This window comes from Vreelandella nanhaiensis (assembly GCF_003990185.1).
Lineage (GTDB): Bacteria > Pseudomonadota > Gammaproteobacteria > Pseudomonadales > Halomonadaceae > Vreelandella > Vreelandella nanhaiensis.
The window spans coordinates 37852-62303 of sequence record NZ_RZHF01000009.1; the positions used below are offsets into that span (position 1 = coordinate 37852).

At 55.7% G+C, this 24452-nt stretch carries 21 protein-coding genes; 17 read left to right on the forward strand and 4 right to left on the reverse strand.

Features of this window, described 5'->3' with window-relative positions; all coding sequences use genetic code 11:
- The first annotated feature begins 117 nt into the window (after window positions 1–117).
- Window positions 118–876 carry an NRDE family protein gene (locus tag ELY38_RS07990; RefSeq protein WP_127061201.1) on the forward strand — a complete coding sequence of 253 codons (759 nt, stop codon included), beginning with the start codon at window positions 118–120 and terminating at the stop codon, window positions 874–876.
- Window positions 877–895: 19 nt separating this feature from the next.
- Here the strand turns inward: ELY38_RS07990 and ptsP are convergent, their stop codons facing one another.
- On the reverse strand, window positions 896–3157 hold the full coding sequence (gene ptsP / locus ELY38_RS07995; RefSeq protein ID WP_127061323.1) for a phosphoenolpyruvate--protein phosphotransferase: 2262 nt from the start codon (window positions 3155–3157) through the stop codon (window positions 896–898).
- Window positions 3158–3243: 86 nt separating this feature from the next.
- On the reverse strand, window positions 3244–3738 hold the full coding sequence (locus ELY38_RS08000) for an RNA pyrophosphohydrolase (RefSeq protein WP_127061203.1): 495 nt from the start codon (window positions 3736–3738) through the stop codon (window positions 3244–3246).
- Between the two features lie 224 nt (window positions 3739–3962).
- Here ELY38_RS08000 and ELY38_RS08005 point away from each other — a divergent pair, with 224 nt between their 5' ends.
- Together ELY38_RS08005 and ELY38_RS08010 are read left to right on the forward strand one after the other, a co-directional pair.
- Complete coding sequence (locus ELY38_RS08005; RefSeq protein WP_127061205.1) at window positions 3963–4619, forward strand: histidinol-phosphatase; 657 nt, start codon at window positions 3963–3965, stop codon at window positions 4617–4619.
- 55 nt (window positions 4620–4674) lie between these two features.
- Window positions 4675–5823, forward strand: a complete 1149-nt coding sequence (locus ELY38_RS08010) for a GGDEF domain-containing protein (protein WP_127061207.1) — start codon at window positions 4675–4677, stop codon at window positions 5821–5823.
- 173 nt (window positions 5824–5996) lie between these two features.
- Here the strand turns inward: ELY38_RS08010 and ELY38_RS08015 are convergent, their stop codons facing one another.
- Window positions 5997–6971, reverse strand: a complete 975-nt coding sequence (locus ELY38_RS08015; RefSeq protein ID WP_126949301.1) for a malate dehydrogenase — start codon at window positions 6969–6971, stop codon at window positions 5997–5999.
- Window positions 6972–7195: 224 nt separating this feature from the next.
- Here ELY38_RS08015 and ELY38_RS08020 point away from each other — a divergent pair, with 224 nt between their 5' ends.
- The 3 genes from ELY38_RS08020 to ELY38_RS19525 are packed head-to-tail and all read left to right on the forward strand — an operon-like array spanning window position 7196 to window position 11497.
- Window positions 7196–8281 (forward strand): efflux RND transporter periplasmic adaptor subunit, encoded by a 1086-nt coding sequence (locus tag ELY38_RS08020; protein ID WP_127061209.1) that lies wholly within the window; start codon window positions 7196–7198, stop codon window positions 8279–8281.
- Window positions 8281–11373 (forward strand): efflux RND transporter permease subunit, encoded by a 3093-nt coding sequence (locus ELY38_RS08025; RefSeq protein ID WP_127061211.1) that lies wholly within the window; start codon window positions 8281–8283, stop codon window positions 11371–11373. Before ELY38_RS08020 ends, ELY38_RS08025 begins: the two co-directional genes overlap by 1 nt.
- Window positions 11366–11497 carry a hypothetical protein gene (locus ELY38_RS19525; RefSeq protein ID WP_281274322.1) on the forward strand — a complete coding sequence of 44 codons (132 nt, stop codon included), beginning with the start codon at window positions 11366–11368 and terminating at the stop codon, window positions 11495–11497. The genes ELY38_RS08025 and ELY38_RS19525 overlap by 8 nt, the downstream gene beginning before the upstream one ends.
- Window positions 11498–11688: 191 nt before the next feature.
- Here ELY38_RS19525 and rsd read toward each other — a convergent pair whose 3' ends face one another.
- A complete protein-coding gene (rsd, locus tag ELY38_RS08030; protein WP_127061213.1) occupies window positions 11689–12177 on the reverse strand; it encodes a sigma D regulator in 489 nt (162 codons plus the stop codon).
- Between the two features lie 328 nt (window positions 12178–12505).
- On the opposite strand from rsd, the gene ELY38_RS08035 reads away from it, so the two are divergent.
- From ELY38_RS08035 to ELY38_RS08085, 11 genes are all read left to right on the forward strand, one after another.
- Window positions 12506–14791, forward strand: coding sequence for a bifunctional salicylyl-CoA 5-hydroxylase/oxidoreductase (locus ELY38_RS08035; protein ID WP_127061215.1), 2286 nt, complete (start codon window positions 12506–12508; stop codon window positions 14789–14791).
- Window positions 14788–15543, forward strand: a complete 756-nt coding sequence (locus ELY38_RS08040) for an SDR family NAD(P)-dependent oxidoreductase (protein WP_127061217.1) — start codon at window positions 14788–14790, stop codon at window positions 15541–15543. Before ELY38_RS08035 ends, ELY38_RS08040 begins: the two co-directional genes overlap by 4 nt.
- Window positions 15540–15992, forward strand: coding sequence for a MarR family winged helix-turn-helix transcriptional regulator (locus ELY38_RS08045; protein ID WP_127061219.1), 453 nt, complete (start codon window positions 15540–15542; stop codon window positions 15990–15992). The genes ELY38_RS08040 and ELY38_RS08045 overlap by 4 nt, the downstream gene beginning before the upstream one ends.
- 57 nt (window positions 15993–16049) lie before the next feature.
- A complete protein-coding gene (locus ELY38_RS08050; RefSeq protein WP_422822319.1) occupies window positions 16050–16853 on the forward strand; it encodes an enoyl-CoA hydratase family protein in 804 nt (267 codons plus the stop codon).
- Complete coding sequence (locus ELY38_RS08055) at window positions 16853–17989, forward strand: acyl-CoA dehydrogenase family protein (RefSeq protein WP_127061223.1); 1137 nt, start codon at window positions 16853–16855, stop codon at window positions 17987–17989. Before ELY38_RS08050 ends, ELY38_RS08055 begins: the two co-directional genes overlap by 1 nt.
- Window positions 17990–18176: 187 nt before the next feature.
- Window positions 18177–19841: a benzoate-CoA ligase family protein gene (locus ELY38_RS08060; protein ID WP_127061225.1), complete on the forward strand. Its 1665-nt coding sequence runs from the start codon at window positions 18177–18179 to the stop codon at window positions 19839–19841.
- A 33-nt stretch (window positions 19842–19874) separates the two neighbouring features.
- Window positions 19875–21017 carry an ABC transporter substrate-binding protein gene (locus ELY38_RS08065; RefSeq protein ID WP_127061227.1) on the forward strand — a complete coding sequence of 381 codons (1143 nt, stop codon included), beginning with the start codon at window positions 19875–19877 and terminating at the stop codon, window positions 21015–21017.
- Window positions 21018–21077: 60 nt separating this feature from the next.
- The gene (locus tag ELY38_RS08070) at window positions 21078–21998 is read left to right on the forward strand and encodes a branched-chain amino acid ABC transporter permease (RefSeq protein WP_127061228.1); all 921 of its coding nucleotides are present in this window, start codon (window positions 21078–21080) and stop codon (window positions 21996–21998) included.
- Window positions 21991–23034 (forward strand): branched-chain amino acid ABC transporter permease, encoded by a 1044-nt coding sequence (locus ELY38_RS08075; RefSeq protein ID WP_222845122.1) that lies wholly within the window; start codon window positions 21991–21993, stop codon window positions 23032–23034. Before ELY38_RS08070 ends, ELY38_RS08075 begins: the two co-directional genes overlap by 8 nt.
- Window positions 23027–23779 (forward strand): ABC transporter ATP-binding protein, encoded by a 753-nt coding sequence (locus tag ELY38_RS08080; RefSeq protein ID WP_127061230.1) that lies wholly within the window; start codon window positions 23027–23029, stop codon window positions 23777–23779. The genes ELY38_RS08075 and ELY38_RS08080 overlap by 8 nt, the downstream gene beginning before the upstream one ends.
- Window positions 23772–24452: an ABC transporter ATP-binding protein gene (locus ELY38_RS08085; RefSeq protein ID WP_127061232.1), complete on the forward strand. Its 681-nt coding sequence runs from the start codon at window positions 23772–23774 to the stop codon at window positions 24450–24452. The genes ELY38_RS08080 and ELY38_RS08085 overlap by 8 nt, the downstream gene beginning before the upstream one ends.

Consider the following 24452-nt stretch of genomic DNA (forward strand, 5'->3'; position numbering starts at 1 on the left):
AGGTGATATAGGTAACGTTACCGGCACAAGTGTACGACTATGCCCTGAAGCTGTCATGCTGTGCTTGGCGTTTATAAAAACGATTGGTCGTTTGAGAAATAATCGTGAGGAGTAACGATGTGCTTAATGGCGTTTGCTTGGCAGCCTGATACGGCCGTGCCACTACGTTTAGCGGGTAACCGCGATGAGCGCCATGACCGGCCGACCGCCCCCTTGCACTACTGGGCAGATACCCCTGCCTTGTTGGGTGGACGTGACCTTGAAGCGGGCGGCTCGTGGCTTGCGGCAGCGCGCGGGGGGAGAGTCGCAGCGCTTACCAATGTACGCGACCCGGCTATCTTTACGCCTGCCAATGCACCTAGCCGTGGGGAGCTGGTTGCACAGGCGCTGCAATGTAACGATATTGATGAATGGTTAGCACAGCTTGCCGAGCATAAGGCTTACTGCTACGCGGGCTTCAATTTGCTGGTGGCAACGCCAGAGCGCCTTTGGCACCTGCACCGCGGCCAGCATGAGGTAACACTGACCAACGTGGCACCCGGCGTGCACGGGCTTTCCAACGCTGACCTGAACACGCCCTGGCCTAAACTGTGTGCGGTACGCGAAGCGCTTCAACAAAACGTGATGGGTAACTGGCGCCACGCCGCAGGTCAGGCGCTGCATGATTCTCATCAAGCGCCTGACACACAACTACCCGATACAGGCGTTGGGTTAGCGCTTGAGCGCCAGCTCTCAGCCGCGTTTATTATGGGCGAAACCTACGGTACGCGCGCGACAACATGGCTTACGCTCGATAGCCAAGGCCATGTAAAAATAACCGAACAGCGCTTTGGCCCGCTAGGCCGTTTCGAAGGTGAAACGACTTTGAGCATATAGTAAGGCTTCTACCGCAAGGTTAATCTCGTGGGGGGAGCAGATGCGAAAGTTGCCACTCGTCCATGCGCTTATTCAGGTGCTCGTGCACCTGAGTTGGCGTATCCATGCACATGATTTCTGCCAGCAGCGCCTTGGCATCATGTAGTGTTACCCGTCGAATGGCGGCACGGACCTTAGGCAAGCTGGGCGCATTCATGGAAAGTGCGGTAAAGCCCATAGCCATCAACAGTAACGCACCGGCCGGGTCCCCTGCCAGTTCACCGCAAAGGGAAATGGGTTTGTTAAGCCGCCGAGCATCCAGTGAAAGCTCCTGAAGCGCTCCTAACAACGCCGGGTGCAGCGCATCATAAAGGCTGGATACCCGAGGATTATTACGGTCAACCGCGAGCAGGTACTGGGTTAAGTCGTTACTGCCCACAGAGAAAAAGTCGACTCGCTTTGCCAACGCATCCATCTGATAAATGGTCGCAGGGACTTCGATCATTACACCCACTTTGGGGCGTTTTATGGTGATTCCCTCCTCGCCCAGCTCAATAATCGCGCGATCCAGCAGCTTTAACGCTTCATCGACTTCCTCGACATTGGTAATCATCGGGAAAAGAACATAAAGGTTATTCAGCCCATGGGAGGCTTTCAGCATGGCGCGCAGCTGAACCATCAGCACTTCCGGGTGGTCAAGCGTTACCCGCATGCCGCGCCAGCCCAGAAAAGGGTTGGCTTCTTCAATCGGGAAGTACGGCAGGTCTTTATCACCGCCAATATCCAGGGTGCGCATAACCACCGGCAGCGGTGCGAAGCCTTCAAGCTGCTCGCGGTACATGCGCATTTGCTCTTTTTCACCCGGAAAGCGCTCGGTGATCATAAACGGCACTTCGGTACGATAAAGGCCTACTCCGGCAATACGGCTTTTAAGCAGTGTCGTTGCATCAACGGCCAACCCCGTATTCACCATTAGTGGCATTTCATGGCCGTCCTGGGTAGTGCTGGGCAGGTCCTGTTCGTGTTCTAACAGCTCGCTAAGCACCTTTTCTTCAGCGATCAGATTTTCATAACGTAAGGTAAGGTCAGCGGTCGGTCGAACAAATAGGCGCCCCCGATGGCCATCCAGCACCACGGGCGCACCATTCAAACGTGGCAAGGGTAAATCCATCATTCCCAACACGGTAGGTATTCCCATGGCGCGGGCAACGATGGCTACGTGAGAAGTGCTTGAACCGTGCACCGACACAAGCCCTTTGAGCTTATCCCGAGGCACCTCGCCAAGCATGGCAACACTAATTTCATCGCCTACCAAAATGGCATTGTCCGGGTAGGTTTCCGGCGTTGAAGGTGCATCTTCTTGCAAATGGCTCAACACGCGGCGCCCAAGGTCACGGATATCGGCTGCGCGCTCGCTCAGGTAGTCGTCATCCACCCGCTCCAGGTATTGAACGTGGCGTCTTACTACATCGGCAAGCGCCCCGGGTGCCCACTGCCCTTCACGAATGCGTTTTTCAACCTCTTCCGAGAGCGCGGCTTCGCCCAGCATTTGCTGGTAGACATCAAAAAGCGCCAGTTCCTGAGAAGATATACGGCTTGCCAAACGTTCGGCCGCCGCACGAATCTCATCACGGGTTTTGGCAATCGCCTCTTTTAGGCGCGCAATTTCATAGGCTTCATTGCTGGGGACCAAGTCTGGCACGCTGTTGAGATCGGCGGGTGGCGTAATCACCACGGCTTCCCCCATGGCAACGCCTGGCGACGCCGCCACTCCCTTGAACATGGCCTGCCCGCCAGGCAACGCCGGACGAGTCAGGTTACCGGTTGCCAACGCGTGGGCCAACACGCCCGCCAACTGAGCGGCCATGGTCACCAGAAAAGCTTCATCTTCGTCGTCGTAGCTACGCTTTTCCGCCTGCTGAACCACCAGTACGCCCAGCATTTGGCGTTGGTGAATAATCGGCACACCGAGGAAGCTTGAGTAGCGCTCCTCCCCGGTGGCTTCAAAATAGCGAAAGTGTGGATGCGATCGGGCATCTTCCAGATTCAAGGGTTCGCTGCGCTTGGCCACCAGCCCCACCAACCCTTCGCCCAATGGCAGCACCACATGGCCGACTGCCTGAGTGCGCAACCCGATGGTTTCCATCAGTACCAGTGACTCAAGCGTTTTATCGTAAAGGTAGAACGAGCAGACGTCGGTTTGCATCGCCTTACGGATGCGGCGCACCATTGTCGAAAGCGCAGCGTCTAGGTTGCGCGCGCCGTTGACCTCCTGAATAACACGACGCAGTACCTCAAGCATGGACGTTTTACTTTTCACTGTTATTTGCCTCGCTGAGGATCTTTTCGACAGACTTTCACTGCTCATCCAGAGCCGTGGAGCACGCGTTATCCTTCATCATTTTGTGCCAGGCGCTGAACGCGGGGAGAAAGCTCTCTTAACGCGCGCCGATACACCTCTCGTTTGAACGGTACCACTTGCCCTAGCGGGTACCAATAGCTTACCCACCGCCAACCATCGAACTCAGGTTTGGGTGTTGCCGTCATGCTGATACGATTTTCCTGACAGCGAATTTTCAGCAAGTACCATTTTTGTTTCTGGCCAATACACACTGGCCGTGAATGTGTACGAATCATGCGTCGTGGCAGACGGTAGCGCAGCCACCCCCGGGTGCAGGCGATAATATCAACGTCGTCGGCAGTCAGGCCGATCTCCTCAAAAAGCTCACGAAAGAGGGCTTGTTGTGGTGTCTCGCTTGCTTTAATGCCCCCCTGGGGGAATTGCCACGCATTTTGCCCTACACGACGCGCCCATAGCAGCTGCCCCTGGCTGTTGGTAATGATAATACCAACATTGGGACGAAAGCCGTCAGCGTCGATCACGGACGTCACCTTAATAAATTTTCAGTTATCCCCATTTTTCCACAAGGGCGACAAGCGTATCAATACAATATAACGCTAACTGGCTAATGGCTGCCTTATCGGGTGGGAAAGAGGTTAGGCAAGAACTGATGACTCTGCGATAATCCGCCCCTTTGTTTTGCCGTTCATATCTAGCTGTTCATACCAATACATCACATATAATGACTGACCATAAGGGGAGCGCCGTGAGTCTGGCCATTTTCGACCTGGATAATACGCTGATATCCACCGACAGCGATCATGCATGGGGTGAGTTCCTGCTCGAACAGGGAGCGGTGGACCCGGTTGCCTATCGCGAAGCCAACGAGCGCTTTATGGCCGACTACAATGCAGGCACGCTGGATATGGCAGCCTTTCTGGAAATAGCGCTGAAACCGCTGGCAGAAAACACGCCGGAACAACTTTCCGCCTGGCACCAGCAGTTTATGGCCAGCAAAATTGAGCCGCATATTCTGCCCAAGGCCGAAGAGCTTTTGGCCCGTCACCGCACCCGGGGCGATACGCTATTGATTATTACTGCAACGAACCGTTTTATCACCGCGCCGATAGCAGAACGCCTGGGCGTTGACTACTTGATCGCTGTTGACCCCGAAGTAGAAAGCGGCCGCTATACCGGACGCGTATCCGGCATTCCCAGCTACCGTGAAGGCAAAGTGACTCGTCTGCATGCCTGGCTTGAGGATAAGGACTTCACGCTGGACGGCGCTTGGTTCTACAGCGATTCCCATAACGACCTGCCCCTACTTGAAGAAGTTGATCACCCGGTAGCCGTTGACCCCGACGCCACGCTGCGCAAAATCGCCGAAGAGCGCCAATGGCGGATTATGAGCCTGCGAGATTAACGGCCACCTATGCGCCTGACCGCTTCTACCCTTGGCTGTACGGATTGACCCGACCATGGCCTTCGATCCACCCACGATACTGACCCTGACCATTGCCATCGCAGCGGCAGCGGCCATTTCTCTGCTGATAGAGTGGCGCAGCGCCCGCGACAGCGCCCTTCTCTACTGGGCAGCGGGCTTTGCCACGATCACCGTTGGCTGTAGCCTCTCCTTGCTGCGTGCCTATGGCTATTTTGTGGTGGGCGTCTGGTTCGCCAACGGTTTGTTGATCTTCGCCCACTGGATGTTCCTGTTGGGCGTCATCCGCTTTGTGGGCGGGCGCCCTTCGCGCTTATGGACGCTGCTGCCCGCCTTGTGGAGCTTGCTGCTCCTGCTTCCTGAAGGCCCGGAAAGTTCGAAACTTTATCTGATTGCCAATTCACTGCTGGTAGGGTTTGTATCGCTCAGGGCCAGCGCTCTGTTAAGGCTCGAGCCCGACATGGCGACGGTCGGCACCCGCCAATTACACTACGTGCTGTTGGCTCACGGCGTGTTCTATATTGCCAAGGCGGCGATGCCCCTTATACCCGGCACGCTGATCGATCTTTCCATTTTTCGCGGGGTCATTATCCGCGTTTCGCTTGTTGAAGGCGTGATGGCCATACTGCTGATCGCCCTTTCCATGACCGGCACGGTACGCTACCGGCGCGAAAGCGTGATCAAGCGCCTAGCCGAGAGCGACCCGCTGACATCGCTCTATAACCGGCGCGGCTTCGAAGCCTGCGCTCGCCGCAGCCTGGCGAACGTGACGCCGGCGCATCCAGGGGCGCTTTTGTTGATCGATATCGATCATTTCAAGCTTGCCAATGATCTTCACGGCCATGCGGCGGGTGATTTTCTGCTGATAACCTTGAGCGACCTTGCCCAGCAGATACTACCCGAAGGGGCGCTTAAAGCCCGCCTGGGTGGTGACGAATTCGCTTTTCTTCTTAGCGATACATCAGCGCAGCAGATTCGATGCGTAGGCGAGGAGCTACGCGTGCGCTTTAACGAAGTAGCCACTAAAACCTTCAATACGCCCTACCCGGTCACTCTAAGCCTGGGCGCCACCCTGTTCAGCCAGCCGCCCAAGGATCTCAACGCCCTGCTGGAGCAGAGCGACCAAGCGCTCTACGAAGCAAAACGCAATGGCCGTGACCGCCTTGAGGTGCTGGCGAACGGTTGAGAGCCTGGCAGCACTACCGTATCTCGCTTCTTACGCCCCATCACCCAACCGCGACAGCGCTTGGCGGCTTACCACGCGCTACGGGTATGGCGCTACATTCGGTGCTGGCAATAAAAAACCCCGCAAGCATAGCTTGCGGGGTTTTGCGTTACTGGCAGAGCCAGCGGGCGCGTTTAGCCGAGCAGATGCTCAACTGCTGCACGCTCTTCACGTAATTCTTTCTCGGTAGCTTTCATCTTCTCTTGGCTGAATTCGTCAAGCTCGAAGCCTTGTACGATTTCGTATTTGCCACCCTGACAACGAACCGGGTAGGAGTAGATGATGCCTTCTTCGATGCCGTAGCTGCCGTCAGACGGAATCGCCATGCTGACGATGCCATCAGTGCCCAGCGCCCAATCACGCATGTGATCAATGGCAGAAGACGCCGCTGATGCTGCAGAAGAGGCACCGCGTGCTTTGATGATGGCCGCACCGCGCTGTTGAACAGTGGGGATAAAGTCGTTTTCGTACCAGTCACGCTCAACCAGGTCAGATGCGGCTTTGCCGTCAACCTTGCATTGCGCAATATCCGGGTACTGAGTGGCGCTGTGGTTGCCCCAGATGATCATGTTCTCAACGTCGTTAACATGCTTGCCGGTTTTTTGTGCCAGCTGAGTCAACGCACGGTTGTGGTCCAGGCGCGTCATGGCGGTGAACTGGCCTTTGTCGAGATCTGGCGCGTTGCAGGAGGCAATCAACGCATTGGTGTTGGCCGGGTTGCCAACTACCAATACCTTCACGTCACGGCTGGCGTGATCGTTAAGCGCTTTGCCTTGTACAGAGAAGATCGCGGCGTTGGCTTCCAGCAGATCTTTACGCTCCATACCCGGACCGCGCGGGCGAGCACCTACCAGCAGAGCGAAATCAGCATCTTTGAACGCGACGTTCGGATCGTCTGTGGCAACAATGTCCTGTACCAGCGGGAAAGCACAGTCGTTGACTTCCATCACCACGCCATTCAGCGCATCCATTGCCTGAGGAATTTCGAGCAATTGAAGAATAACGGGCTGATCCGCGCCCAGCATGTCGCCAGCGGCGATGCGGAAAATAAGAGAGTAGCTGATCTGGCCGGCACCGCCGGTAATCGCAATACGTACGGGATCTTTCATCATTGCTCCTTGGTTGGTTCGCCTTAGGGTGGGTCGACAGAACTCAAGATGCCAAGATGGTATGCTCAGTCATGTAAAAACTCAATCATACATACGGCGACTTCCCTCTCGCCTGCCCGCCAAGCACTCGCTGCTGGCCATTAGTTGCGCTATTGTATCGCTGCTCTTTTTTTCTCGTTCATGTGTTGTTCAACACCGTTGCCAGGGATACAGGCCTCTTTAATATGCGCAAGTTCCGCTCTTCTTACGCCTTAGCAAGCTTGCTGGTGCTTGGCTTGGTTGTCTGGTTAGTGCTGGGCGACTTTCAGCGCTTTCAGCCAGCCCCGCCCGAAGCGGAGAGCTCTGGGCAGGTAAGCAGCCCACGCGTCGAAATTACCCCGCTCACCAGTACGCTGTTCATTCCTCAACAGTTGATCCAAGGCCAGTTGACTGCCGATCGTGAAGTGACGCTACGCGCCAACGTAGGCGGGTTTGTGGTGGAAAAACCCGTCGACCAGGGTAGCCCCGTTGAGGCAGGCGATACACTGCTGGTACTGGATAACGATGCGTTACCAGAGCGTTTGCAACAGGCGCGCGATGAGCTATCGCTTGCCCAGGCCGAATACTCCGGCGCCCAGAACCTGCGCCAGCGCCAGCTGATTTCCCAGCCGGAGCTACTGCGCTTGCAAGCCTCGTTGAGTGCGAGTGCAGCGCAAGTGGCCCAGCTTGAAAAGCAGCTGGCTGATTCACGCCCGCAAGCGCCTTTTAGCGGCACACTGGATCGTGTGCAGGTGGAGCTTGGCGATCTTGTACAGCCCGGCGAAGAGTGGGGCCGCCTGGTGGATGACAGCCGTTTGACCGGTGCAGCCTGGGTATCCCAGCAACAAGTGGGCGATCTTTCCGTTGGCCTGCCCGTCACTGCGCGCTTGCTCAATGGTGCGCATCTTGAAGGTGAGCTGAGCTTTATCAGCCGTCGCGCTGATGAATCGACGCGTACGTTCTATGTCGAAGCCACGCTGGATAATCCCCTGCAACTGCCCATGGCGGGCGGCAGCGCGGAGCTTACCATTACACTACCACCTCGTTCGGTACATCGGCTCTCTCCTGCGCTGTTGTCGCTTGACCATGAAAATCAGTTAACCATCAAGCATATCAACGCCGACAATGAAGTGGTTCAGACACCTGTAGAGCTGGTCAGCGCGACGATTGAAAGCGCCTACGTCAGCGGCCTGCCCGACCAGGTCCGCCTGATCACGCTGGGCGCTGGCCTTGTTAACCCGGGTGAGGTCGTCGACCCTGTCACTGTTGACGCTGCATCCGAGGCCCACTGATGCGCCAGTTGATTGATGCCGCGCTTCACCATACGCGCACCACGCTGTTTCTATTGGTCAGCCTGTTACTCGCTGGCGTTGTCGCCTGGCAGGTCATTCCCAAGGAAGCCAACCCCGATGTCACGATCCCGCTGATCTATGTGTCGCTGACATTGGAGGGCGTTAGCCCGGAGGATGGCGAGCGTTTGTTGATTCGCCCCATGGAGCAAGAGCTGCGGGGCATTGAAGGGCTACGCAAGTTCACAGCCCAATCAAGCGAAGGCCACGCTTCTATTTCCCTGGAGTTCGACCCTGGGTTCGATCCTGACATGGCACTTTCCGACGTTCGTGACCGGGTTGATATCGCTCGTAACGAGCTGCCTTCGGAGGCAGATGAGCCGCGCGTCATGGAGGTCAACGTTTCGGAGTTTCCGGTACTCAGTATTGGTCTTTCCGGGCAGTTGGACACTCGCGAACGAATTACCGTGGCGCGTCGGTTGAAGGAAGAGATTGAAGGTATCGCCGACGTTCTGGAAGTCGATATTGCCGGCGAACAGGAGGATCTTCTGGAGATCGTGGTCGACCCGCTGGTGCTGAATAGCTACGGCATCGATTTTAACGAGCTATTCAACATGGTTTCCAACAACAACCGGCTGGTGGCGGCAGGCAGCCTGGATACCGGTGCGGGTCGCATGGCGATGAAGGTACCCGGCGTTATCGAATCGCTCGAAGATGTCATGAACATGCCAGTCAAAGTAGATGAAGATCGCGTTGTGACATTTGGCGATGTCGCCTGGATTCATCCCACCTTTAAAGACCCTGAAGGCTTTGCGCGCATCGATGACCAGCCAGCCGTGGTATTGGAAATTTCCAAACGCGCAGGCGCCAACATCATTGCCACCATTGCCGCCGTGCGCGAGACACTGGACCAGGCAAGCGACCTTCTGCCCGAGCAATTAAGTGTCACAACGATTCTTGATCAGTCGACCACCGTCGAGGATATGCTATCAGAACTTCTCAACAACGTGCTGACGGCAGTCGTTCTGGTATTGATCGTCGTGGTCGCCGTGATGGGTCTGCGTATGGCACTCCTGGTGGGTCTGACTATCCCGGGCGCTTTTTTAACCGGCATTCTGCTGGTTTGGGCGTTTGGATTCACACTCAATATCGTGGTGCTGTTCGCCCTCATTCTGGTAGCGGGCATGCTGGTGGATGGAGCGATTGTAGTTAGCGAGTTGGCGGATCGACATCTGCGTGAAGGCCAATCGCCCCACCAAGCGTGGCTGAATGCCGCCTCACGCATGAGCTGGCCGGTGATAGCCTCAACCGCCACCACGCTTGCAGTGTTTATGCCTCTGCTGTTCTGGCCCGGCATGGTCGGCCAGTTCATGAAATACCTGCCGGCGACGGTGATTCTTTGTTTATTGGCATCGCTGGCCATGGCACTAATTTTCTTGCCCACGCTTGGGCGACTGTTTACCCGCACGGCGGCGGTGCCGACCCAAGAAGACACTCGCCCCGATCAAAGCACCCGAATGGGCCGTGGCTATCGGCGCCTGCTTTCCCGACTGCTGGCGCACCCAGGTTGGGTATTGATAGTCGCCCTGCTGCTTCTGGCGTTAATTTACACGGCTTACGGGCGCTTTAATCACGGCGTGGATTTCTTCCCCAATGTTGAGCCGGACAGCGCCCAGGTATTGGTACGCGCCCGGGGCGACTTCTCCGCCCAGGAAACAGATGCCATTGTTCAGCGCGTTGAAGCGCGGCTGTCTGGCATGAGTGAAGTACAGGCGCTCTACGCGCGTTCGTTTGCAACGCCCAATGAACAGCTGGGTAACGATGTAATTGGCATGCTCCAGTTCCAGTTTATCGAGTGGTATGAGCGTCGGCCTTCACGCGAAATATTGGCGGACATGGCCGAACGCGCAAGCGACATTCCGGGTATTCGCCTGGAGTTTCAGGAGCAGGAAATGGGGCCAGGGGGCGGCAAGCCGATCGTGCTGGAAGTGAGCGCCCTGAACCCAAGCGTTGCCGACTCAGGAGTCGATCAACTGCAGGCCATCATGCACGAGCTGGGCGGCTTCGTTGCCATTCAAGATAACCGTAGCCTGCCTGGGGTTGAATGGCGCATCAATGTGGACCGTGAAGCAGCCGCGCGCATGGGCACCAATATCACCACCATCGGTAGCGCCGTGCAACTGCTCACAACCGGCCTGCAGGTGGCCAGCTACCGCCCGCCTGAAGTCAGCGATGAGGTGGATATCCGCGTTCGTTTACCCGAAGGCTGGCGCTCGCTTGACCAGCTGGGCCGCATGACGATTAATACCCCACGTGGGCAGGTGCCGATTTCACACTTCGTAGAGATTGCCCCAGCGCCCAAAGTGGGCACGCTAAACCGCATTGATGGGCGCCGGGCAATTACCGTTGAAGCTGATCTCGCGCCCGGGTACTTGGCGGACGAACGCTTAAGCGCGCTGTTCCAGGCAGCTCAAGACCGCTTGCCAGATGGCTTGATGGTTAACGTTGCCGGCGAGCAGGAAGATCAGTTGGAGGCGATGCAGTTCTTGATCAGCGCTTTCTTTGTGGCCATTGGGTTGATGTCGCTGATCCTGGTCACCCAATTCAACAGCTTCTATCAAGCCATTCTGGTGTTGTCAGCCATCGTTTTCTCGACGGCGGGCATTCTGATAGGCCTGCTGATAACGGGCCAGGCATTTGGCATCGTGATGGTGGGCATGGGGGTCATCGCGCTGGCCGGTATCGTGGTGAACAACAACATCGTATTGATCGATACCTATAACGAGCTGCGCCGCGAAGGGTTGGCACCCGGCGAAGCCGCGCTGGAAGCCGGCTGTTTGCGCCTGCGCCCCGTACTGTTGACGGCTATCACAACGGTTCTGGGCCTGATGCCGATGGTACTGGGCATGAACGTTAATTTGTTCGCGCCGTCGCTGGGTTTCAACGCGCCTTCAGCGCAGTGGTGGACGCAGATGTCGAGCGCGATTGCCGGAGGCTTAACGTTCGCCACCGCCCTTACCCTACTGCTCACCCCATGCATGCTGGTGCTAGGCGGAAAGTTTCATCGTGTTGTGAACAGGAATAGCAATGAATGACCTATATGGCACGGCCGGGGCGGCTCAACGCCGCCATACGCGGGTGCCGTATTTGTTCGTCCCTCACAAATGCGTTACCACGCGCTACGAATACCCGAACCCCGATTTAACGCAAACCCCGTAGCGCGTGGTAAGCGCCAGCGCACCCGCAGCGGCGGCCCGGCGCGAGAGCAGCGCGCCCAGCGCTGCCGGGGTTAGGTGGCACGGCCGGGGCGGCTCGACGCCATCACTCGCCGCTGGCGCAATAATCAGGCATAGAAATGGACAGGGCTAAGCAGACAAAGCATCGTCTGGCGATGCTTCTGGAGGGCAATATTAGGCGGAGGTTTTGGTATGCAGAGGCGTATGTGCCGCATGCAAGCGCGCGATCAGCTGATCTTCTAACGCAAAACGTTCGGTTAGACCTTTTGCCAAGCGGTCGATCCAGGCAGGCAGCCTTACCAAATGCTGCTGACAACGAACTGACGATGCGTAGTCAGTATCGAACTCGAGCACCATTTCGGTAGACATTTCCAGCCGCTCCAGAAGCTGAGAGGCAATCTGCAGGGCACTTTCATCATTGAACGCCCGCGCCTCTTCGGCTAACTGAGGGTAAATTTCAAAGTGACCGGCGCTGATATAATCCATTAGCGTTTCGCTGAAGGTATCAATGCGCGCTTTACTGACAGCCTCAAGCTCGCTGTCGCACGCTTCCTTCAACTCAATAAAAGTGATCAACAGCGAGCGACGCTGCTCAAGCCATCGATCAATCAGGTTATGAACGCCTCCCCAGCGCTCCTGGGCATTTTTGCAATCTTCGAGCATGTAGCTTCTCCTTGCTAATAGCCACCTACAACAAAGCTAGACTCACCTTTTCATCTTGCTCTGTCAATCCCATTAGGGCCGGTTTCCTTAGTACTAAACAACCATCGATAGTAGCGCCTTTCTCAGCGGGATGATCATAAATATCATCTCTACCCTGGTGCAGTACCATTCCCCCATGTTCACACCGTATGATCGTGATTACGAGTGTTATAAGTGGCTGATAAAAAAGCGCTTGAAAAAATACTTTAAGCTTAAAAATTTTAATCTTGAATTTTTAAAGCCATTTCCCTATCTTCAAAAAGAACGAGCATCTAAGGGGAAAACAATAATGAAAATCGCCTGCCTGGGTGGAGGACCCGCCGGTCTTTACTTTGCTATCAGTATGAAACTACGCGATACCATCCATGAAATTGTGGTTATCGAGCGTAACCGTGCAGACGATACCTTTGGTTGGGGCGTCGTTTTATCCGACGAGACCCTGGACAATCTGGCAGCGAATGACCCGGTAAGTGCCTCGCGTATTCGTGAACATTTCGCGTATTGGGATGATGTTGCGGTTATACATAAAGGGGTTAAAACCGTTTCAACCGGCCATGGGTTTTGTGGCATTGGCCGCCGTCAATTGCTTCTCTTGCTGCAAGAGCGAGCTCGTGAGCTAGGCGTAGAAATGCGCTTTGAAACCGACATAACCGAAACAAGTATCGATGAGTACCGGCGTGAATTTGACATGGTACTCGCCGCCGACGGTCTCAACTCCCGTACCCGCCAAGCTTATGCTGAGTATTTCAAACCCGATATTGACGTGCGTGCCTGCAAATTTGTCTGGCTGGGTACACATCAGACCTTCAACGACGCCTTCACTTTTATTTTCGAAAAGACCGAGCATGGCTGGGTCTGGGCGCACGCCTATCAGTTCGATAACGATACCGCGACGTTCATCGTTGAGTGTAGTGAGGCTACCTGGCAGGCGTTTGGCTTTGGTGAGCTTAGCCAACAGGAATCGATTGCGATCTGCGAACGGATCTTTGCCCAACATCTTGGCGGCCATTCATTAATGACCAATGCCAACCACGTGCGCGGCTCGGCGTGGATCAACTTCCCACGCGTACTCTGCGAAAAGTGGAGTTTCGAAAATGTGGTGTTGATGGGCGATGCGGCCGCCACCGCCCACTTTTCGATTGGTTCAGGTTCAAAGCTTGCCTTGGAAAGTGCCATTGCTCTCGCTGAGTATTTACATAGCGAAAGCAGCATGAGCGCTGCCTTTGCTCGCTATGAAGAGGAACGCCGTTTTGAGGTGCTGCGTTTGCAATCAGCCGCGCGCAACTCGACCGAGTGGTTCGAGCAGGTAGAGCGCTATCTGGATCTCGACCCGGTTCAGTTCAACTACTCGTTATTGACTCGCTCGCAACGTATCAGCCATGAAAATCTGCGAATGCGTGACCCACAGTGGTTGCAAAGCGCAGAACGCTGGTTTCAGGCTCAGGCAGGGAATCCTGAGAGTTCCCGGGCGCCGATGTTCGCGCCCTACCAGCTGCGCGATATGCGCTTGGCTAACCGGGTGGTGGTGTCGCCAATGGCGCAATACAAGGCAGTGGATGGCTGCCCCACCGATTGGCATTTTACCCATTATGCCGAGCGTGCCAAAGGTGGCGCCGGTTTGGTGTACACCGAGATGACCTGTGTCAGCCCAACCGGGCGTATCACACCGGGGTGCCCGGGCTTGTATGCCCCCGAGCATGAAACCGCCTGGAAACGCCTGTGCGATTTTGTTCATGCAGAAACCTCTGCCAAGCTATGCGCTCAGCTTGGGCATTCAGGCCCTAAAGGTTCTACCCAACTTGGCTGGCAAGAGATGGACGCCCCCCTTGTCGATGGCAACTGGCCCATAATGGCAGCCTCTGCCGTACCTTGGTCTGAGCGAAATCAGGTGCCTAAAGCCATGACCCGCGACGATATGGACCGCGTGCGTGACGAGTTTGTCAGCGCCGCACAAATGGCTGACCGCGCTGGTTTCGACATGATCGAGATTCACGCCGCCCACGGCTATTTGCTCTCATCCTTCATTACCCCGCTGACCAACCACCGGGACGACGAGTATGGCGGCTCTTTAGATAATCGCCTGCGCTACCCGCTTGAGGTTACCCGCGCCGTGCGCAGCGTTTGGCCTGCTCACAAACCGCTGGCGGTACGTATATCCGCCAATGATTGGCGCGGCGATGAAGGCATCACGCCCGATGATGCGGTGGAGATTGCCAAGCGTCTTCGCGCAGCAGACGTGGATATCATTGATGTCTCCGCCGGGCAAACCTCGACACAGGCCAAACCGGTGTATGGGCGCATGTTCCAAACACCTTTTTCTGACCGCATCCGTAATGAGACGCCTATCGCCACCATGGCGGTGGGCAATATCTATCAAGCCGATCATGTGAACTCGATTCTGATCGCTGGGCGTGCCGACTTGGTATGCATCGCTCGTCCTCACCTCGCCGACCCTTACTGGTTACTGCATGTTGCGGCTAAGCTGGGCGATCACGACGTTGAATGGCCAGCGCCCTATCGCGCAGGTGCCGATCAGCTACAGCGCTTGGCAGAACGTGACGAGGGCTGGGTATGAGCCTGGTAGACAAACATATGGCAGGCAAACGAGCGGTCATTACCGGCGGCGGCAGCGGTATCGGTGCCGATATGGCCTTGGCCTTTGCTGAAGCGGGGGCTGAGGTCACGATTACCGGGCGCCGTGAAGCCGCCCTTCAAGCCATCGCCGAGCAGCATGACAGCATTCACTGCGCGGTAGTCGACGTCACCGACGAAGCCGCCATGGTGGCGCTGTTCGAGCAGCTGGGTAGCGTTGATATTGTGATTGCCAATGCGGGCGCTGCCGAAAGCGCGCCGTTCGCTAAAACCTCGTTTGAACAGTGGCAGCGTATGCTGAACGTTAACCTGAGCGGGGTATTTTTGACCCTTCGCGAGGGCTTAAAGCAGTTAAACGACGGCGGCCGATTAATTGCCGTTGCCTCTACCGCAGGCCTTAAAGGCTATGCCTACGTGGGCGCTTACTGCGCGGCCAAACATGGAGTAGTCGGGCTCGTGCGTTCACTGGCGTCAGAGACAGCCACCCGTAACATTACCGTTAATGCGCTATGTCCCGGTTTTACCGACACGCCACTATTAGCGGCCAGCATTGAGACCATTGTGAACAAGACAGGACAATCTGCCGAGCAGGCAAGCACACATTTTAAATCCACGAACCCCACCGGCCGCCTGATAACGCCTTCAGAGGTGACCGCGACCGCCATGTGGTTATGCGGCCCGCATAGCGGCGCCATCAATGGCCAGGCGATCTCGATTTCAGGAGGCGAGGTATGACGGCAGAGCGCTTGAGCAAGGAACGCTTGCGGCTATGGTTGCGCATGTTGCGGGTAACTCGCCAAGTGGAATCCACGCTGCGTGAGCGCCTGCGTACCGAGCATGACACGACGCTACCTCGTTTTGATGTCATGGCGGCGCTGTATGCCGATGGGAATGGCTTGAAGATGAATGAATTGTCTCGACGCTTACGGGTATCGAATGGCAACGTCACCGGCATTATTGATCGCCTGGTAGAGGATGGCTGCGTTGAGCGTATTGCTATTGAGGGTGACCGACGTGCTACCCGGGTATGTCTGACGGACGCGGGACGCGCAAGCTTTAGTAAAATGGCAACTGAACATGAACGCTGGATCAATGCGCTATTTGAAGGGGTGGCTGAAGAAGACGCCCACCATATCGGTGAGTTGCTCCACCGGCTACCCACGCCACTTCACGACGCGACTTAACCACGCTATTTGCTACCCGATTAACCACTGACTGACGAGAACAATAAGATGACGAGCATGGCGGAATTAGCCCCTGAACATTTTATCTGGGAAATGAGAGGTAAGGTCGCCGTTATTCGGCTGAATCGCCCGGAACGCAAAAACCCGCTGACCTTTGAAAGCTATGCCGAGCTGCGCAATACCTTTCGCGATTTGGTGTACGCCACCGATGTGAGCGCGGTGGTATTTACGTCCAACGGCGACAACTTCTGCTCCGGCGGTGATGTGCATGAAATTATCGGCCCGCTGGTGGGCCGTGACATGAAGGGCTTACTTGAATTCACCCGAATGACGGGGGATTTAGTAAAAGCCATGCTGAACTGCGGCAAACCGATCATTGCCGCCATTGATGGCATTTGCGTAGGGGCGGGAGCGATTATCGCCATGTCCTCGGATATTCGTTTTGCCACCCCCCGTGCCAGCACAGCGTTTCTGTTCACCCGCGTGGGTTTAGCTGGTTGCGATATGGGCGCCTGCGCGATTCTACCGCGTATTATCGGCCAGGGGCGTGCGGCGGATTTACTTTATAGCGGCCGCAGCATGAGCGCTGAAGAAGGCCTGCAATGGGGCTTTTATAACCGTGTAGTCGAACCTGAAGCCCTGGAAGAAGAGGCTATTGCCTACGCCACTCGGCTGGCCCAGGGCCCCACTTTTGCGCATAGCATTACCAAGACACAGCTGAACCAGGAGTGGTCGATGAGCCTTGAACAGGCCATTGAATCAGAAGCTCAGGCACAAGCGATCTGCATGCAAACCAACGACTTTGCGCGCGCCTACCACGCCTTTGTAGCCAAACAAAAACCCGAGTTCAAGGGGGATTAATGAGCGACCAGCAATTTCTTGATTGGCCCTTCTTTGAGGACCAGCATCGCGATCTTTCAGCACGCTTGGAAAAGTGGTGCCAGGCAGAGTTGCCTCGCGAGCACGGCGATGTAGATGCCACCTGTATTCAGCTCGTCCGTGACCTGGGTAAAGCAGGTTTTTTGGAAGGCACGGCTGGCAAGCATATCGATGTACGCAGTTTGTGCCTGATCCGCGAGACTCTCGCTCGTCATGATGGCCTGGCTGATTTTGCATTTGCCATGCAGGGGCTGGGCACCGGTGCGATTAGCCTGTTTGGTAGCGATGAACAAAAGCAGTGGCTGGATAAAACCCGCCACGGTAAAGCGCTCTCGGCGTTTGCGCTGAGCGAGCCTCGTTCAGGCTCTGATGTAGCGCAGCTCGATACCACGGCCCAGCGCGAGGACGACGGCTACCGTTTGAATGGCGAAAAAACGTGGATCTCTAACGGCGGTATTGCCGACATATATACAGTCTTCGCACGTACCGGCGAAGGTCCGGGCGCCAAAGGGTTATCGGCTTTTTTAGTGCCTGCCACGACACCTGGGCTGGAAATTCGGGAACGCCTGGAAACGGTTGCCCCTCACCCGCTGGCTCGCTTGGGCTTTAACGATATGTTTTTGCCGAAAAGCGCGCTAATCGGCCAGCCGGGCCAGGGGTTTCGTATTGCCATGGCGGTTCTGGATGTCTTTCGTTCAACCGTTGGGGCGGCGGCTCTGGGCTTTGCCCGCCGGGCGCTGGATGAATCATTATCCCGCAGCCGCTCTCGCGAGCTCTTTGGCGCATCACTCTCCGATCTACAAATGGTTCAGGGCCACTTGGCCGACATGGCACTAAACGTGGATGCGGCCGCCCTTCTGGTTTACCGCGCGGCCTGGACCAAGGATCAGGGTGCTGCGCGCGTTACCCGGGAAGCGGCCATGGCCAAGCTATTTGCCACTGACAAGGCGCAGGAGGTCATTGACCAAGCCGTGCAGCTACACGGCGGCGACGGGGTGCGCAAAGGCCATATTATTGAAAGCCTTTACCGTGAAATCCGCGCGCTTCGTATTTATGAAGGTGCTTCAGACGTGCAAAAGGTCGTGATCGCCCGTAGCCTGCTTTCCGAGGTGAGCTGACACACGTAAACGCCGTACATTACTCAGCACAATTTTGCTCAATACGACATTGCTAAACGCTACATTGCCAAGAACAAAGCATTGCCAAGAACAAAAATAATGCATAACGCCAGACACCGTATCCCTGACAGCGCCTTCATTGAGACGTCGTCAGGAATAAACAACGACACTAAATACGGAGGTTGGTATGTACTTTCAGTCGGCCCATGTGGACACGTTTGCGCGGGATAACCTGCCACCCACTGATGGACAGCCAGAATTTCTGCTTTCAGGCTTCGATTACCCCGAACGGCTAAACGCGGGTGTGGAACTCTGTGACCGTTTGGTCGCTAACGGCTTCGGCGAACGTATTGCCCTGGCAGGCAACGGAAGGCGCCGCACTTACCATGAACTCACCGAGTGGACCAATCGCCTTGCCAATGTATTGGTAGACGATTTAGGCGTGATTCCCGGCCAGCGGGTGTTGATTCGCTCAGCCAATAACCCGGCAATGGTGGCCTGCTGGATAGCAGCCACCAAGGTGGGTGCTGTAGTGGTGAACACCATGCCGATGCTACGTGCCAAGGAGTTGAGTCAGGTAATTGATAAGGCGGAAATCAGTTTGGCCTTATGCGATACCCGCCTGCTTGAAGAACTCATGGATAGCCAATCCCAAAGCCAATTTCTCAAGCGGGTGGTCGGCTTTGATGGCACAGCGAACCATGATGCGGAACTGGACCGCCTGGCACTAGGCAAGCCTGCTACCTTTGATGCTGTTGATACCGCTGCCGATGACGTGGCACTGCTGGGTTTCACTTCCGGTACCACCGGTTCGCCTAAAGCCACCATGCATTTTCATCGTGACTTACTGATCATCGCCGATGGCTATGCTCAGGAAGTGCTGCAGGTAACACCGGACGATATCTTCGTCGGTTCTCCCCCACTGGCCTTTACCTTTGGCCTGGGCGGGCTTGCTATCTTCCCTTTACGTTTTGGCGCAACGGCGGTACTGCTTGAGCACGCCTCCCCGCCCAACATGATGGAGATTATCCGTGAATATCAGGCAACGGTTGTGTTTACTGCACCTACTGCCTATCGCGCCATGCTCTCCGCTCCTAGTAGCCGTACCGATCTGAGCAGCTTGCGCATTGCGGTTTCTGCAGGCGAAACGCTGCCAGCGCCTATCTATCACGATTGGATCAAGCAAACGGGTGTCCCGATACTGGATGGTATCGGGGCCACTGAAATGCTGCATATTTTTATCTCCAACCGCCTGGATGACCACCGCCCTAACTGTACGGGCAAACCGGTGACCGGCTATCAGGCGCGCATTGTGGATAACGCCATGGGCGATGTGCCGTGTGGTACGGTCGGCAGGCTCGCGGTGCGTGGGCCTACGGGTTGTCGCTATTTAGCCGATAAGCGGCAACGCAATTACGTGGCCGATGGCTGGAACATCACCGGTGATGCCTTTTATCAGGATGAGGAAGGCTACTTTCATTTCGCCGCCCGCAATGACGATATGATTATCTCCGCAGGTTACAACATCGCCGGGCCTGAGGTGGAGTCGGCTCTGCTTGCCCACCCCGCCGTCAAGGAGTGCGCCGTGATCGGCGCGCCACACCAGGAGCGAGGCCAAATTGTTGAGGCATTTGTGGTTTTAAACGATGGATTTGAGGAAGATGATGCTTGCCGGCAAACGCTGCAGGATTTTGTAAAGCAAACAATTGCGCCGTACAAATATCCTCGTTCGATACGCTTTATCGATACGCTGCCTAAAACCTCCACCGGTAAAGTCCAGCGTTTTCGATTGAATCAGGCGTATTACGCGGATAGCGGCCTTCCTGGCGTTAACATACCTGCCTCTAAGTAATAACAACGCCACAAATACAATGAGGGAATGACCATGAAAAACATGACCCGCTTAGGCCTTGGCCTTCTGCTCTCTTCAAGCGTCGCGATAGCCCATGCTGACGACGTGAAAATCGGCATGATCACGACGCTTTCAGGCGGTGGTTCTCACCTGGGTGTCGATGTGCGCGACGGCTTTATGCTGGCGATGGAGCAGTCGGGACAGGATGATATTGAAGTACTCATCCAAGATGATGCCAACCGACCTGATCTGGCCCGCAGCCTGGCCAATGAGTTTATGCAGCGTGACCAAGTTGATATTCTTACCGGTCTTATCTGGTCCAACCTTGCCATGGCGGTCGTACCGGCTGTGGTTCGTCAGGGGACCTTTTACCTGTCTCCGAATGCAGGTCCTTCTGACCTGGCCGGACGCATGTGCCACGAGAATTACTTCAATGTGGCATACCAAAATGACAACCTGCACGGTGCCATGGGCGCCTACATGCGTGAGGAGGGCTATGAAAAGCCCATTATCCTGGCTCCGAACTACCCAGCGGGTACTGATGCGCTAGCAGGCTTCAAGCACCTTTATGAAGGTGACGTGGTTGACGAGCTTTACACCCAGATGGGCCAAACCGACTACGCGGCTGAAATTGCCCAGATTCGCGCCAGCGATGCCGATAGCCTGTTCTTTTTCCTGCCTGGCGGCATGGGTATTTCGTTTATGAAGCAATGGGAAAGTTCGGGCGTGGATATTCCCATTTTCGGCGCGGCGTTTTCGTTTGATGAGATTCTTATCAAGGCAGTGGGCAGCGCAGCCATTGGCGCCCGCAATACATCGCTCTGGGCTTATGATCTGGATAATGAAACCAATCACCGCTTTGTAGAGACCTTCCGGGAAGCGTACGGCCGGACACCGACCCTTTATGCAGCACAAGGCTTCGATACCGCGAACCTGATATTAAGCGCCCTTGAAGTGGCCCACCCTGACGATCAAGACGCCTTCCGTGAAGCACTACGTGCTGCCGATTTCGATAGCGTACGTGGCGAGTTCCGTTTCGGCCCTAACCACCACCCCATTCAGGATATCTACGTCCGTGAAGTGGTAGAAGGCGATGATGGTCAACCCACCAACCGCCTGCTGGGTATCGCTATCGAAGATATTCAAGACATCTACTACGAACAGTGCCAGATGTGAGATCAGCGTGGCTGGGTGCTACCACCCAGCCTATCTCCATTTCTTTAAGGGATACCCAACGTGTCCGTTACTCTACTCATTGAGCAATTACTCAACGGCGTACAGCTTGGCACCATGCTGTTTCTGATGGCCAGCGGCCTTACACTAATATTTGGGGTGATGGGACTTATCAATCTCGCCCACGGCTCCTTTTATATGGTGGGTGCCTACGCGACGGCGGCGGTAACCGCCTCGACAGGCTCCTTTTTAATCGGGCTGGGCGCAGGTATCGCAGCGGCCGCTCTGGCCGGCGCCCTGGTTGAACTGATCGTTATTCGCCGCCTGTATCATCGCCCTCACCTTGATCAGGTGCTGGCAACCTTTGCGCTCATATTGATTTTCTCGGAAGGCACGCGCTTTATCTTCGGCTCGTCTCCCTTACGGTTAAGCCCACCCTCCTGGTTAACAGGGTTTGTCACGCTGCCAGGCGATACCCGCTACCCCATTTATCGCTTGGTACTGATTGGCGTAGGTATCGCCATTTCCATTGGGCTTTACCTGCTTATTTCTCGAACGCGGTTAGGCATGCGTATTCGAGCGGGGGAAAGTGACCGGGAAATGATTGGCGCGCTAGGGGTGAATATCTCAAAGCTCTATACCCTGGTATTTGCGTTAGGTGCAGGTTTGGCGGGTCTTGCCGGTGCTCTCGTGGGTGCGCTGCAGTCAGTACAAGTAGGCATGGGTGAGCCGGTCTTGATACTCGCCTTTGTCGTGATCGTGATCGGCGGTATTGGCTCTATCAAGGGCGCGCTCTTTGGGGCTCTGCTGGTGGGTATTGTGGACACGCTTGGTCGTGTTTACCTGCCGATTTTCTTTCGCGCCTTCATGCCACCCTCTGAGGCAACGGGCGTCGGCGCCGCATTAGCCGCGATGCTCATCTATATCCTCATGGCCGTTATCCTCGCCTTCAAGCCTAAGGGACTGTTTGCCGCTCATGATTAATAATACTTCATCAGGGGTTGCTAAAATTTCCCTGACGCCTAACGCTGACAGCCATTTTAGCCGTAAGGGCATCGTACAGATCACCCTGCTCGGCCTACTGCTCCTATTGCCTGTAACGGCTTACTTTCTGGGTCACATTTATTATGTGAACCTGGCATCACGTATCACGATTATCGCCATGGCCGCTGTCGGCTTGAACCTGGCAATTGGTTACGGCGGCATGGTGAGTTTTGGCCACGCGGCTTATTTTGGCCTAGGTGGTTATGTAGCGGGCATTAGCGCCTATCACGCTTTTGATTTCACACCGTTCATGACCTGGCCCTTCAGTGTGCCAGGCAGCGATAACCTGCTGGTCGTATGGTTGGCCGCGGCCATACTATGCGGGCTTCTGGCGCTGGCCATCGGGGCTATTTCGCTGCGCACCACCGGGGTGTATTTCATTATGATTACCCTCGCCTTTGCCCAGATGATTTACTACTTCGCCAACTCCTGGCCCACGTACGGCGGTGAGGATGGCCTGCCTATCTACCTGCGCAACGGCCTTCCGTTTGTCGATACCACTAACGCACTCAGCTATTTTCTGATTTGTTTCGCGGGCCTTGTGCTGGCCATGGCGATTACGTCACGTCTTATGAAATCGCGCTTCGGTGCTGCACTGACGATGGCACGCCTCAATGACGTGCGGCTTGCAACAGCAGGCATCAGCCCCTATCCCATTCGCCTGATTGCGTTCGTTATCTCTGCGGTTATTACTGGGCTTGCAGGTGCGTTGTATGCTGATTTGAACGGCTTTGTCAGCCCTACGATGCTTAGCTGGCACTTTTCCGGCGAGCTGATGGTGATTGTCATTTTGGGGGGCGTTGGACGCCTTTACGGCCCGCTTGCAGGTGCCATTCTGTTTGTCATGATGGAAACCCTGCTGGGGGGTATTACCCAATACTGGCAGCTCTTCCTTGGGTTAGTACTGCTGGGAGTAGTTCTGTTTGCCAAGCACGGCGTCATGGGCTGGCTTGCCGGGAGAGAGCTTAATGAGTGATGTCGTCCTTTCGCTGCACCAACTGCACAAGCGTTTTGGTGCCTTACAGGCAACCAATGACGTATCGCTGGAACTGCACCAAGGCGAAATTCACGCCTTAATCGGCCCTAACGGTGCAGGTAAATCTACCCTTATCGGGCAGATTGCCGGCAATTTACGCCCCGATGAAGGCAGTGTTTTCCTGGGCGGCTCGGAGATCACCCGCATGAGTATTGCTCAGCGCGCCCGGCTAGGCCTCGGGCGCAGCTTCCAGGTCTCGTCCCTGGCTGAACCGTTATCGGTAATGCGCAATGTGATGATGGGTGTGCAGGCATTGCAAAGCCATAGTTTTCGCTTCTGGAAACCCGTTGCCCGCGATAAGCAGCTGCTTGAACCAGCCTATGAGGCATTAGAGCGCATGCAGCTTAGCCACCGCGCCTGGACGCCTGTATCGGAGCTTTCTCATGGTGAACGGCGCCAAGTGGAAGTTGCCTGTGCCTTGGCACTTAAACCGCGCGCCTTACTGCTAGATGAACCCATGGCGGGCCTGGGGCCGGAAGGTTCAGCCAAGCTTACCGAGCTGCTTGAAGCGCTGAAAGTTGAAGTTCCTATCTTGCTGATTGAGCACGACATGGAAGCTGTCTTCCGGTTGGCTGACCGTATTTCAGTGTTGGTGTCAGGCAGTGTTATAGCACAGGGAGATAGCCACGCGATCAGGCAGGATCCGCGCGTTCGGGAAGCTTACCTGGGGAATGATGATGCTTAAAGTTGCGGATATTGAAACGTTCTATGGGCCTTCCCAGGCGCTCTTTGGCGTCAACCTGGAAGTCAACGCCGGTGAAATGGTTGCATTGATGGGGCGCAACGGCATGGGTAAAACCACCACCATCCGCTCCATATTCGGGCTTACACCGCCCCGGCGTGGTGCCATTGAATTTGACTCCCAGAGTCTCATTCGCCTTCCCTCATACCGTATCGCCAAAACCGGGCTGGGCCTGGTGCCGGAGGGGCGCCGCTGCTTTCCTAACCTAACCGTTCATGAAAACCTCATGGTAACGGCGCGAGCGGGTGAATGGACCTTGAGCAAAGTGGAAGCCCTATTTCCGCGCTTGGAAGAACGACGCTCGCAAATGGCCAAAACGCTTTCTGGCGGGGAGCAGCAGATGCTGGCCATTGGCCGCGCCTTGATGACAAACCCGAGGCTGCTGGTGCTCGACGAAGCCACCGAAGGTTTAGCGCCGGTTATTCGCCAGGAGATATGGCAGGCTATCCGGCTACTCAAACAACAAGGACAGGCCACTCTGCTGGTGGATAAATCATTAAGCGAGATTCTTCCCATTGCTGATCGCTGCACCATTCTGGAAAAGGGTTGTACCGTATGGAATGGCAAACCGGCCGCGCTGGATAACACTATTCGTGATCGGTATCTGGGCGTTTAG

Excerpts from the sequence above, each read along its gene's own strand:
- ELY38_RS07990 (WP_127061201.1), top strand. The coding sequence starts at position 118 with ATGTGCTTAATGGCGTTTGCTTGGCAGCCTGATACGGCCGTGCCACTA.
- ptsP (WP_127061323.1), bottom strand. The coding sequence starts at position 3,157 with ATGCTTGAGGTACTGCGTCGTGTTATTCAGGAGGTCAACGGCGCGCGC.
- ELY38_RS08010 (WP_127061207.1), top strand. The coding sequence starts at position 4,675 with ATGGCCTTCGATCCACCCACGATACTGACCCTGACCATTGCCATCGCA.
- ELY38_RS08015 (WP_126949301.1), bottom strand. The coding sequence starts at position 6,971 with ATGAAAGATCCCGTACGTATTGCGATTACCGGCGGTGCCGGCCAGATC.
- ELY38_RS08020 (WP_127061209.1), top strand. The coding sequence starts at position 7,196 with ATGCGCAAGTTCCGCTCTTCTTACGCCTTAGCAAGCTTGCTGGTGCTT.
- ELY38_RS08025 (WP_127061211.1), top strand. The coding sequence starts at position 8,281 with ATGCGCCAGTTGATTGATGCCGCGCTTCACCATACGCGCACCACGCTG.
- ELY38_RS19525 (WP_281274322.1), top strand. The coding sequence starts at position 11,366 with ATGAATGACCTATATGGCACGGCCGGGGCGGCTCAACGCCGCCATACG.
- rsd (WP_127061213.1), bottom strand. The coding sequence starts at position 12,177 with ATGCTCGAAGATTGCAAAAATGCCCAGGAGCGCTGGGGAGGCGTTCAT.
- ELY38_RS08035 (WP_127061215.1), top strand. The coding sequence starts at position 12,506 with ATGAAAATCGCCTGCCTGGGTGGAGGACCCGCCGGTCTTTACTTTGCT.
- ELY38_RS08040 (WP_127061217.1), top strand. The coding sequence starts at position 14,788 with ATGAGCCTGGTAGACAAACATATGGCAGGCAAACGAGCGGTCATTACC.
- ELY38_RS08045 (WP_127061219.1), top strand. The coding sequence starts at position 15,540 with ATGACGGCAGAGCGCTTGAGCAAGGAACGCTTGCGGCTATGGTTGCGC.
- ELY38_RS08050 (WP_422822319.1), top strand. The coding sequence starts at position 16,050 with ATGGCGGAATTAGCCCCTGAACATTTTATCTGGGAAATGAGAGGTAAG.
- ELY38_RS08055 (WP_127061223.1), top strand. The coding sequence starts at position 16,853 with ATGAGCGACCAGCAATTTCTTGATTGGCCCTTCTTTGAGGACCAGCAT.
- ELY38_RS08060 (WP_127061225.1), top strand. The coding sequence starts at position 18,177 with ATGTACTTTCAGTCGGCCCATGTGGACACGTTTGCGCGGGATAACCTG.
- ELY38_RS08065 (WP_127061227.1), top strand. The coding sequence starts at position 19,875 with ATGAAAAACATGACCCGCTTAGGCCTTGGCCTTCTGCTCTCTTCAAGC.
- ELY38_RS08075 (WP_222845122.1), top strand. The coding sequence starts at position 21,991 with ATGATTAATAATACTTCATCAGGGGTTGCTAAAATTTCCCTGACGCCT.
- ELY38_RS08080 (WP_127061230.1), top strand. The coding sequence starts at position 23,027 with ATGAGTGATGTCGTCCTTTCGCTGCACCAACTGCACAAGCGTTTTGGT.
- ELY38_RS08085 (WP_127061232.1), top strand. The coding sequence starts at position 23,772 with ATGCTTAAAGTTGCGGATATTGAAACGTTCTATGGGCCTTCCCAGGCG.